Origin of the sequence: Campylobacter concisus (assembly GCF_902460625.1) — a bacterium.
In the GTDB taxonomy this organism is placed as follows: domain Bacteria; phylum Campylobacterota; class Campylobacteria; order Campylobacterales; family Campylobacteraceae; genus Campylobacter_A; species Campylobacter_A concisus_AD.
This window is the reverse complement of sequence record NZ_CABPUT010000005.1, coordinates 60,853-71,315: the sequence shown is the minus strand read 5'-3', so window position 1 is coordinate 71,315 and position 10,463 is coordinate 60,853. Positions and strand designations below refer to the sequence as shown.

10 protein-coding genes are annotated in these 10,463 nt (G+C 38.4%); 4 read left to right on the top strand and 6 right to left on the bottom strand.

Features of this window, described 5'->3' with window-relative positions:
- Positions 1 to 417 (top strand): hypothetical protein (locus F3G69_RS04430; protein ID WP_223155873.1); only part of this gene is annotated, 417 nt, incomplete at its 5' end.
- Between the two features lie 2 nt (positions 418 to 419).
- Here F3G69_RS04430 and F3G69_RS04425 read toward each other — a convergent pair.
- Genes F3G69_RS04425 through F3G69_RS04410 form a run of 4 tightly spaced genes read right to left on the bottom strand, consistent with a single transcriptional unit; the run spans position 420 to position 3,896 of the window.
- Positions 420 to 959, bottom strand: a complete 540-nt coding sequence (locus F3G69_RS04425; protein ID WP_149714527.1) for an oxidoreductase — start codon at positions 957 to 959, stop codon at positions 420 to 422.
- Between the two features lie 3 nt (positions 960 to 962).
- The gene (locus tag F3G69_RS04420; RefSeq protein ID WP_149714526.1) at positions 963 to 3,140 is read right to left on the bottom strand and encodes a heavy metal translocating P-type ATPase; all 2,178 of its coding nucleotides are present in this window, start codon (positions 3,138 to 3,140) and stop codon (positions 963 to 965) included.
- Position 3,141: 1 nt separating this feature from the next.
- On the bottom strand, positions 3,142 to 3,345 hold the full coding sequence (locus F3G69_RS04415; RefSeq protein WP_149714525.1) for a heavy-metal-associated domain-containing protein: 204 nt from the start codon (positions 3,343 to 3,345) through the stop codon (positions 3,142 to 3,144).
- Positions 3,342 to 3,896, bottom strand: a complete 555-nt coding sequence (locus tag F3G69_RS04410) for a GNAT family N-acetyltransferase (RefSeq protein WP_149714524.1) — start codon at positions 3,894 to 3,896, stop codon at positions 3,342 to 3,344. Before F3G69_RS04410 ends, F3G69_RS04415 begins: the two co-directional genes overlap by 4 nt.
- A gap of 152 nt (positions 3,897 to 4,048) precedes the next feature.
- Here F3G69_RS04410 and F3G69_RS04405 point away from each other — a divergent pair, with 152 nt between their 5' ends.
- Genes F3G69_RS04405 through F3G69_RS04395 form a run of 3 tightly spaced genes read left to right on the top strand, consistent with a single transcriptional unit; the run spans position 4,049 to position 6,629 of the window.
- Positions 4,049 to 4,756: a YebC/PmpR family DNA-binding transcriptional regulator gene (locus F3G69_RS04405; RefSeq protein ID WP_021090734.1), complete on the top strand. Its 708-nt coding sequence runs from the start codon at positions 4,049 to 4,051 to the stop codon at positions 4,754 to 4,756.
- Between the two features lie 11 nt (positions 4,757 to 4,767).
- Positions 4,768 to 5,262: a peptidylprolyl isomerase gene (locus F3G69_RS04400; protein WP_103559636.1), complete on the top strand. Its 495-nt coding sequence runs from the start codon at positions 4,768 to 4,770 to the stop codon at positions 5,260 to 5,262.
- 11 nt (positions 5,263 to 5,273) lie between these two features.
- The gene (locus tag F3G69_RS04395) at positions 5,274 to 6,629 is read left to right on the top strand and encodes a cation:dicarboxylate symporter family transporter (protein WP_103600024.1); all 1,356 of its coding nucleotides are present in this window, start codon (positions 5,274 to 5,276) and stop codon (positions 6,627 to 6,629) included.
- Between the two features lie 335 nt (positions 6,630 to 6,964).
- Here F3G69_RS04395 and pckA read toward each other — a convergent pair whose 3' ends face one another.
- Both pckA and F3G69_RS04385 read right to left on the bottom strand, forming a co-directional pair.
- Entirely contained in the window at positions 6,965 to 8,539 is a 1,575-nt protein-coding gene (gene pckA / locus F3G69_RS04390; protein ID WP_180997278.1) for a phosphoenolpyruvate carboxykinase (ATP), read from the bottom strand.
- A gap of 105 nt (positions 8,540 to 8,644) precedes the next feature.
- Positions 8,645 to 10,447 (bottom strand): biotin/lipoyl-containing protein, encoded by a 1,803-nt coding sequence (locus F3G69_RS04385; RefSeq protein ID WP_149714523.1) that lies wholly within the window; start codon positions 10,445 to 10,447, stop codon positions 8,645 to 8,647.
- Positions 10,448 to 10,463: the final 16 nt, after the last annotated feature.

Below are 10,463 nucleotides of genomic sequence, written 5' to 3'. Positions count from 1 at the left end.
AAAATAATCTATAAGAGGAAAGATGATATGCAAATAGATGCGAATATGAACTCAAACATTTTCTATCATGACGGCTATACATCTATCTCTTCAAATAGCTCAAAAACAAGCTTGTTAGTATCTTCTGGCTATGATAAGAAAGATATTGTTAGAAGCAATGAAGTACATGTAGAACAAAGAGAAGATGCTAAAATTTCCCCTATAATTATTAATAAAGCGAGTGCCATACAGTTACAAAAAGACTTAGAAAAATTACAAGATCAAAAGCTAGATATTTCACATAAAATTTCAAGCATCCAAAGCCTAAAAGATCGTAATTCTATGCAAATGCTTCATTACTTAAATTTAGAGCAGTCAGCTATCCAAAATAACATTTTAAGCATTAAAACTCAAATGATAGAAATGGCACAGGCTTAAAACTAAGCCTTACCAATAATAGTTTCTAAAACCAAGCAAAAATCCTCTAAAAAATATCCCATTGATTTATAAAAATTGCTAGTCGCGTCTTTTTGGATATCTTTTGAAAGCTGTTTAGTATAAGGCAAGAAAAATGAGACACTAAAAGCTGCAAGAAGCTTCATAGACTCCTTAGATGCTTCACTTTTTAAAATATTTGCTATTAAAATTAGCTGATTTGAGATGCTATCAACCTCGCCCATTTTTGGCTGAAAATTTATAGCCTTATAAAATTGAGCTAGATCATCTTTTGCAGACGAAAAATAGTAGCCTGCCTCAAATTTTGACTTTAAAATGACAAAATCGTCACATAAAGCAGCACTACTTTCATCTTTGATAAATTTGGCATAAAGCTCGTTACCTTTTTTATTTGCTTCGCTATTTGTCTGCGTTATCCACGCATTTGTCTTTTTGATACGCATAAAAGATGAAACATCTAAAATGCCACTAAAATTTGTAGCAAGCGCAGCCGCTACAACGCTATAAAGTTCTCCAAGTTTCAAATTTTAATCCTTAAGTCGTAGATATCTAAGTCTAAGTGCATTTAAAACGACAGTAACAGAGCTAAAACACATCGCCATTGAGCCATAAACTGGGCTTAAAAGTAGCCCAAAGACAGGGTAGAGCGCGCCTGCAGCCACTGGAATACAAATCGCGTTATACATAAACGCCCAAAATAAATTTTCTTTTATGTTTGCCATGGTAGCATTTGCTAGTCTAACTAGTCCGGTCACGCCACGCAAATCATTTTTAACAAGCACGATATCTCCAGCACCTTTTGCTATATCTGAGCCTGAGTTCATAGCGATACCAACACTTGCCTCTTTAAGCGATGGTGAGTCATTTACGCCATCTCCAACAAAGATAACGCCACCGTGGCTTGCAAGCTCTTTTATCTCATTAAATTTATCTTCAGGCAACATATTTGCGTGATATTTGCTTACATTTAGCTTTTTAGCGATGCTTGCAACTACTTTCTCGTCATCGCCTGAGAGGATCACGCTTTGTAAATTTAGATGTGTAAGCTCATTTATAACATCACTTGCTTCGTCTTTTAGCTCATCACTAAGCGTTAAAAAACCAACAAATTTTTTATTTATAGCACAAAGTATGACGCCACTTCCATCATTTGTAGCATCTTTTACAGCGTTACTTTCATCCGGATTTAAACTAACTTCATTTGCCAAAAGCAGCTTTTCGTTTCCGATTATTATCTGATTATTCTCATCTTCATAGATGATGCCTTGCCCGACGACATTTTGGAATTTGCCATTTAGCTTTTGTAAATCTATACATTTTTGCTTTGCATATCTCACGATAGCTTTTGAGATGAGATGCTCACTTAAATTTTCAGCAGAAGCGATAAGCGCTAAATCTTGCTCACTTAAATTTGAGCTTTTGACGCTGATTTGCCCTTTGCTAAGTGTGCCAGTTTTGTCAAATGCTACAAATTTAGCATCTTTTATTAGCTCTAAAACTTCTGGATTTTTTACTAAAATTCCAGCTTTTGCACCACGTGCAAGCGAGCTTACGATTGCTATTGGCGTAGCAAGTCCAAGAGCGCATGGGCATGATATGATAAGAACACAAATCGCACAAGAGATCGCATAAGCAAAATTTCCATCAAAAATGATCCAAGCCAAAAACGTAAGCACTGATATTGCCACCACGCTTGGCACAAAGATATTTGCTATCTTATCAGCGAGCCTGCCTATTGGCATTTTTTTCGTACTAGCGTCATTTAGTAAGCTTAAAATTTGAGACAACAAGCTTTCAAACGAGCTTTTTGTCATCTTGACGCTTATGTAGCCATTTGTATTTAGCGTGCCTGCAAATACATTGTCGCCCACTTCTTTATAAACTGGCAGGCTCTCGCCCGTTAGCATCGAAGCATCGATTTCGGCTCCACCTTGGACTATCACACCATCACATGGAACATTGTAGCCATTCTTTACAACGACGATATCACCTATTTTTAGCTCATTTACTGGCACTTCTTTACTTCTTCCATCTGGCATAAGTAAAAATGCGGTTTTTGGAGAAATTTTAAGTAGTCTCTTTAGATAATCCCCTGCTTTTGCCTTTGAACGCTCTTCAAGATACTTGCCAAGAAGCACAAAAGCTATTATCATCGCTACGCCTGAAACATAGATATTTTTTAGATCATTTGGTAGAAATTTTTCAAAAAGCACTACAAAAAGCGAGTATAAAAACGCACTACCGCTTCCAAGAGCGACAAGCACATTCATATCGTAATTTCTATTTTTTACCGCTTCGTAGGCATGAGTAAAAAAGCCTTTGCCACTAAAAATAAGAACTAAAAAAGCTAAAGCTAGCATAGCTAAATTTACTAGCATGCTGTGAGGTGCAAACATCTCAAGTACCATTATTACGATACTTGCGATAAATGCAAATATAAATTTATTTCTAATATTTCTAATGTGAGCTTTTCTTTTTGCTTCAAACTCATCAATATCAGTTGCTACAAAGTAGCCAAGCTTCTTTATCTTTTGCTCTAAAATTTCACGCACACTCGCGTCTTTTAAGATAAACTCGCCGCTTGCGTTTGCAAAATTTACATTTGCTTCAAGTACTCCATCTATCTTTTTAGAAACCTTCTCGATAGCATTTGAGCAGTTTACGCAGCTCATTCCTGCTATATTTAGTTTGACTTTTAAAGACATATCAGAGCTCTTTTATTATGTCAAATCCCAAATCAGCCATTTCAGACTTAAATTTCTCAACATCGCTATCTTTTATATCAAGACTAACTTGTCTTGGCTCTTTGCTAAGATCAACTTCTATCTTGCCAAAGTCATCTTCAAGTGCGTTTTTTATAGTGTTTGCGCAGTTTTGGCAGTGGATATTGTTTACTTCAAATGTTTTCATATTATCTCCTTTATCATATGGTCGTATTCATGTAAATTTACAATTTTCTTGACATTAAATTTAAAGCCCAAACTCTCGTAAAATTTACGAACTTTTGGCTTATTTGTATCTACTATTAATGAAACCTTTTTATGCCCTAGCTCTTTTGCCTTGACAAATGAATGCCTTATGAGCTCTTTTGCAAGCCCTTGGCCTCTAAAATTTTCATCAACAGCGATACTATCTATATAAAACTCATCGTCAAAACACTCTTTTTCTACTTGAGTGTCTTTGCCAAGAGCCTTTAGATGCTGTGAAATTTCTCTATCAAGCTGCTCCGCGTCGCCACCAAAGTAAGCACACATCGCTGCGATAATTTCCTCGTTGTTTTTATAAACAAAGATATTTTTATAGCTTAGTCTATTTATCTCACTTTTGAAAAAAATTTCTAAAATTTCATCACTTTTAATAGGATCGTCATAGCCACTTAGCTTGTAGGCGATATCCTCCATTGCTAGATTTAGTAGCTTTATGCAGCTTTTTGCATCTTGTTTTTGAGCATTTTGTATCATGTGCGTCATTATAAAACTCTAGCTTAAATTTTTACCAAATATCAATCTGCGATTTACAAATTAATAACCCGCAATATGCAAACTAAAAATGTTTTAAAAAAGTATAAAATTTTTTTAGTTATAATCCGTAAAAAATTTATTTAAGGATATTTATGGGACGAGCATTTGAGTACCGAAGAGCCGCAAAAGAAGCTAGATGGGATAAGATGAGCAAGGTATTTCCAAAACTTGCAAAAGCTATAACAGTAGCCGCAAAAGATGGTGGTTGTGATCCAGATATGAACCCAAAACTTCGTGCAGCTATCGCAGCAGCAAAAGCTGAAAATATGCCAAAAGACAACATCGACGCAGCTATAAAAAGAGCAAATGGCAAAGATAGCGCCGATATCAAGACTATTTTTTATGACGGCAAAGCAGCTCACGGCGTGCAGATCATCGTTGAGTGTGCGACTGACAATCCAACGAGAACAGTTGCCAATGTTAAAGCGATATTTAGCAAAAACGGCGGAGAAATTTTGCCAAGTGGTAGCCTTAGCTTTATGTTTACAAGAAAGAGCGTTTTTGAGCTTGAAAAGCCAAGCGCAGACATCGAAGAGATCGAGCTTGAGCTGATTGATTATGGTCTAAGCGATATCGAGGCTGACGATGAGACGCTATTTGTATATGGTGATTATGCGAATTTTGGCACACTTCATGAAGGTATCGAAAAGCTAAATTTAGTAGTTAAAAAAGCTTCACTTCAATACTTACCAAATCAAACCGTGAATCTAAGCGAAGAGCAAATGCTTGAGGTTGAGAGGCTTCTTGATAAGCTAGAAGACGATGATGACGTCCAAGCAGTTTATACAAATATCGAATAAAAAGGAAATACATGCGTTTTGATGAATTAAAAGTTTATGATATAAATTTAGACGAGCTTAAAAAAGATAAATTTGCAGTTTTAGAGACAGACAAAGGCGAGATCAGACTTGAACTTTTTGCAGAAGAAGCTCCACAAGCTGTCGCAAATTTTATCCATTTGATAAAATCAGGCTTTTATAATGGTCTAAATTTTCACAGAGTTATACCAAATTTCGTAATCCAAGGTGGCTGCCCAAATGGCACGGGCACGGGCGGTCCTGGCTGGAGAATAAAATGTGAATGTGGCAACCAAAAGGTAAAACATGAGCGCGGTAGCCTTAGCATGGCTCACGCAGGGCGTGATACTGGTGGATCACAGTTTTTCATCTGTCATAGCAAACAACCTCATCTTGATGGCGTGCATACAGTCTTTGGAAAGTGCGTTGATGAAGAGAGCCTAAAGGTGCTTGACGCTATAAGACAAGGCGATAAGATCATCTCTGCTAAGATCAGAGAAAGCCTGTAAAGGGGAATTTTATGAATAATACTAAAAAGCAAGGAAATCTTGCTGTAAGATTATTTACCAATCTTGCCTTTTGGGTTGTGATCGGTATTGTTGGTGGTGTTGTTGTTGGCATGGTCGCGCCTGAGCTTGGTATAGCAAGCAAGCCAGGCATTGATTATTTTATAAAAGCACTTAAAATTTTAATCGGCCCTATTATCTTTTTAACGATCGTTTCAGGTATCGTTGGGCTCGAGAGTCTAAAAGATCTTGGGTCTATTGGATTAAAGGCATTTATCTATTTTGAGATAGTTAGCACACTTGCACTTGCTGTCGGTATCATCTTTGGCGAGACACTTCGTCCAGGACATGGCATGAATCTTGACTACACTCAGCTTGATGCCTCAAGTGTAGCTAAATTTACATCTCAAGCTGCAAATATGGACGCAAATAGCGGATTTGTAGCACATACACTTCATCTTTTAAGAGGTGCTGTGCCAGTAGATGACATTTTTCCTTACGTGCATATACTTGATCCATTTATAAAATCAAACACACTTCAAGTACTTTTCATGGCTATTATCGTTGCCATCGTACTTTCGCTGCTAGCTCATGATAAAAAACAAGCTTGCCTAAAGCCACTTGAATTTATTCAGCACTATGTCTTAAAACTTCTTAGCTGGCTTATGCTCTTTAGCCCAGTGGCTGCATTTTCGGCTATGGCTTATCTAATCGGCAAATTTGGTATCGGAACGCTTCTTGGCATGATGGAGCTTTTGGTTGTTATGGCACTTGCAAGCTGCTTTTTTATCTTTGTCGTGCTTGGCGTTATTTGCTATTTTGCAAAAATCAATGTCTTTAAATTTATGCGCTTTATCTCAAAAGAGGTATTGGTAGTCTTTGCGACAAGCTCGAGCGAAACAGCTCTTGCGCCACTTATGCAAAAGCTAGAATCAGCTGGTATAAATAGAGGTGCTGTTGGCCTTATCATTCCAACTGGCTACTCATTTAACCTCGACTGCACCAACATCTATCTAAGCCTAAGCGTTATTTTCCTAGCTCAAGCATTTAATATCCCGCTAAGTTTTGAGCATCTAATAAGTATACTAATCGTACTAATGATCACGAGCAAAGGCGCTGTTGGCGTGACAGGATCAGGCTTTGTCGTCCTTGCTGGAACACTAAGCGCACTTCCGAGCACTGGCATACCAGTCGTCACCGTGGCTGTGCTACTTGGCGTTGATAAATTTATGTCAGAGATGCGTGCAGTTGGTAATCTCTGCGGCAATGCCGTTGGTTGCATGATAGTTTCTATCTGGGATAAAAAAGTCGATATGGATAAATTTAGATACGCACTAGATCATCCAGAGGAATTTCACTTCCACTCATAATATAACTTTATAACCATAAGGGCAACTTTGCCCTTTTTTTCTCTTTTTTATTTCAAATTTTTATTAAGAATCTTATAAAGCTAGACCTACAAAAAAATCAAATAAAAATATAAAAATTTTAAAAAATAGCAACACAATAAATGATATTTAGTACTAGTTCAAACACAGAAAAAACTAGGCTTAGTTTGATAACAACATATTTATAAATGCAATGCTTAGTCTTAGATTTAAAAAGAAAAAAGTACTTTAAATTTAGTCATATAAAAAATATCAACTAAAAATTCTTGTAAGATATTAGGAACAGCCTTGCAAGAAGCTTTGCAAGGCCATATAAATTAAGCTTTTGGACCAGCTTTGGCGTACTCAACGCCCTCTTTTACATCTTCGTAGCGTTTGAAATTTTCAACAAACATTTTAGCGAGCTTGTCGCGTGAAGCGTTGTACTCAGCAGGATTTGCCCATGTGTTTATAGGATTTAGCAGTTTTGTCTCGACACCATCAAGCTCTTTTGGGATAGCGAAGTTAAATTTATCAAAATTTTCAAACTCACATTTTGTGATGCTGCCATCAAGGATCGCATTTATGCAAGCACGTGTTGCTTTTATGCTCATACGCTTGCCAACGCCGTAAGCACCGCCGCTCCAGCCTGTATTTACAAGATAGACATTAACGCCGTGCTTATCGATCTTCTCGCCAAGCAGTTTTGCATAGACAGTTGGGTGAAGTGGCATAAATGGCTCGCCAAAGCAAGCACTAAAAGTAGCGACTGGCTCGGTGATACCGCGCTCTGTGCCAGCAACTTTTGCTGTGTAGCCACTTAAGAAATAATACATCGCCTGCTCTTTTGTGAGCTTTGCGACTGGAGGAAGCACGCCAAAAGCATCAGCACTTAAAAAGATGATATTTTTTGGATGTCCTGCGCTTGAGCTTGGCTCGTAGTTGTCGATGTGATAGATCGGATAGCTTACACGCGTATTTTCAGTCTTTGAGCCATCTTTGTAATCAACCACGCCATTTTCGTCAGCCACAACATTTTCAAGTAGCGCATCACGCCTGATCGCTGCATAAATTTCTGGCTCACTACTTGGATCAAGGTTGATACATTTTGCATAGCAGCCACCCTCGAAGTTAAACACGCCATCATCGTCCCAGCCGTGCTCATCATCGCCTATTAACTTGCGTTTTGGATCGGTTGAAAGCGTAGTTTTACCAGTACCTGATAGGCCAAAAAACAGCGCTGTATCACCTTTTTCACCTACGTTTGCAGAGCAGTGCATACTTAGTTTGCCCTCAAGTGGCAACCAGTAGTTCATCATAGAAAAAATGCCCTTTTTCATCTCGCCGCCATACCATGTGCCGCCGATCACTGCGACATTTTCCTCGACGTTAAAGATAACAAAGACCTCTGAATGTAGCCCATCAGCCTTGTAGTCCTCATTTTTTGTCTTGCAAGCGTTATATACTACAAAATCAGGCTCAAATTTAGCCAGCTCTGCTTCACTTGGACGGATGAACATATTTTTTACAAAGTGCGCTTGCCACGCTACTTCAGTGACAAAGCGGACTGATTTTTGGCTCTTTTTGCTAGCTCCACAAAATGCATCTTGGATAAAAATTTCTTTACCACTTAGCTGATCTTTTGCTTTTTTAAGAAGCTTGTCAAAAAGCTCTTTTGTGATAGGCTGATTTATCTTGCCCCAAGCGATGTATTTTTGGCTTGGATCTTGCTTGACAAAATACTTGTCTTTTGGGCTTCTACCAGTAAAAATTCCAGTATCAACCATAAATGTGCCGTTACTTGAGACTCTGCCCTCGTTGTTTGCCTTTTCAAGCTCAAAAAGCTCGTCGTAGCTTAGATTATGATTTATCTTTTTGATCTCTTTTAGACCTAGCTCGTCTAGCTTATTTATCATGTTGTTTCCTTTTAAATTTTCGTTTCTTTATAAATTTGACCTAAAAGTCATCAAAATGTTAATCAAATTTCGCTTAACACTATCTTTTTAAAATGGGCAAATTTATTTAAATTTAGCCACCACTTGATTGTTCGCGACACTTTGACCTTTGCTAACCTCGATAGAGCCTATGATGCCGTCTTTTGGGGCTTTGACATCTATCTCCATCTTCATCGCTTCAAGCACGACTATGGCCTGACCTTTTTTGACATGATCTCCTACGCTTACTAAAATTTTATGCACAGCGCCTGGCAAGCTTGCAACGATGTCATTTTCTGTTGCGCCTGCTGCTGCACTTTTGGCATTTTTTACGCTCTTGCCTTCAACTTCGGTGATTGATTTTACTTGGATGCTGTCGTTAAAACCTTCGCTTACTTCGACATTGTAGCGGCTACCATTTACGACGACGCTATATCTGCCACTTTGAGTTTGTCTGCCCTCGTTTGCTTTAGCATTTGGATCGATTTTTCTTACATTTACTTTGGCTTCGCCTTTTAAGAATGCAATACCTTTTTCTTTACAAGCTGCTGCTATAAAGACATTTTCTTCGGTAACTTTGATCTTGTTTTGTTTTAAAATTTCTTTAACATGCGCAAGTGACTTGCTCTCATCTTTATCAGCTATATCAACAGCGTGTTTTGTAGTTGGTTTTAGTCCTAACTGCTCGCTAGCAAGCTTAATGATCTCTTTATCAGGCGTAACTGGGGTCTTGCCAAAGTAGCCAAGCACCATTTTGCCGTATCCCTCAGCGATCTTTTTCCACTTGCCAAACATTACGTTGTTAAAGGCTTGTTGAAAGTAAAACTGGCTAACAGGAGTCACTGAAGTGCCGTATCCACCCTTTTGCACCACTTCGCGCATAGCAAGGATGACCTCTGGGAATTTATCTAATATATTGTTATCTCTCATCATCTGAGTATTTGCAGTGAGTGCGCCACCAGGCATAGGTGAAAATGGTATGAGCGGGCTTACTTGTACAGCTTCAGGCGGTAAGAAATACTCTTTTAAACAATCATTCAAAACGCTTTCGTATTTTAAAATTTTCTCCACATCAAGGCCGCCAAGATCGTAGTTTTTGCCTTTTACTGCGTGAAGCATGGTTAGGATATCTGGCTGACTTGTGCCACCACTTACTGGGCTTGCAGCTAGATCTATGCCATCGACGCCAGCTTCAAGCGCTGCAAGATAGCAAGCTACACTTACGCCTGCGGTTTCATGCGTGTGAAGTCTGATATGAGTTTTTTCTGGAAGCAGCTTTCTAGCCATTTTTATGGTTTCATAGACCTTTTGTGGGCTGCTTGTGCCACTTGCATCTTTAAAGCAAACACTGTGATAAGGGATATTTGCATCTAAAATTTCTCTTAAAATTTTCTCATAAAATTTAACATCATGTGCTCCCACACAGCCACTAGGCAAGTCCATCATAGTAACGACGACTTCGTGTTTTAGCCCGTGATGAGCGATCCTCTCGCCTGAATATTTTAAATTTTCAACATCATTTAGTGCGTCAAAATTTCTAATAGTAGTCGTTCCATGTTTTTTGAAAAGTTTTGCGTGAAGGTCGATAAGCTCGCGGCTACCGGTGTCAAGTGTGACGGTATTTACGCCCCTGCTTAGGGTTTGAAGGTTAGCTTTTGGTCCTACGATGCTTCTAAATTTATCCATCATCGCAAAAGCGTCTTCATTTAGGTAAAAATAAAGGCTTTGAAATCTCGCTCCTCCGCCAAATTCAAAATGCTCTATGCCAGCCTCTTTGGCTGCTTCAAGCGCGGGCAAAAAGTCGTTCATAAGCACTCTAGCGCCATAAACCGACTGAAAGCCATCTCTAAAGGTCGTATCCATAACATCGATAAATTTCTTCGCCATCACCCACCTCATTAAT

Excerpts from the sequence above, each read along its gene's own strand:
- F3G69_RS04395 (WP_103600024.1), top strand. The coding sequence starts at position 5,274 with ATGAATAATACTAAAAAGCAAGGAAATCTTGCTGTAAGATTATTTACC.
- F3G69_RS04405 (WP_021090734.1), top strand. The coding sequence starts at position 4,049 with ATGGGACGAGCATTTGAGTACCGAAGAGCCGCAAAAGAAGCTAGATGG.
- F3G69_RS04410 (WP_149714524.1), bottom strand. The coding sequence starts at position 3,896 with ATGATACAAAATGCTCAAAAACAAGATGCAAAAAGCTGCATAAAGCTA.
- F3G69_RS04420 (WP_149714526.1), bottom strand. The coding sequence starts at position 3,140 with ATGTCTTTAAAAGTCAAACTAAATATAGCAGGAATGAGCTGCGTAAAC.
- F3G69_RS04385 (WP_149714523.1), bottom strand. The coding sequence starts at position 10,447 with ATGGCGAAGAAATTTATCGATGTTATGGATACGACCTTTAGAGATGGC.
- F3G69_RS04400 (WP_103559636.1), top strand. The coding sequence starts at position 4,768 with ATGCGTTTTGATGAATTAAAAGTTTATGATATAAATTTAGACGAGCTT.
- F3G69_RS04415 (WP_149714525.1), bottom strand. The coding sequence starts at position 3,345 with ATGAAAACATTTGAAGTAAACAATATCCACTGCCAAAACTGCGCAAAC.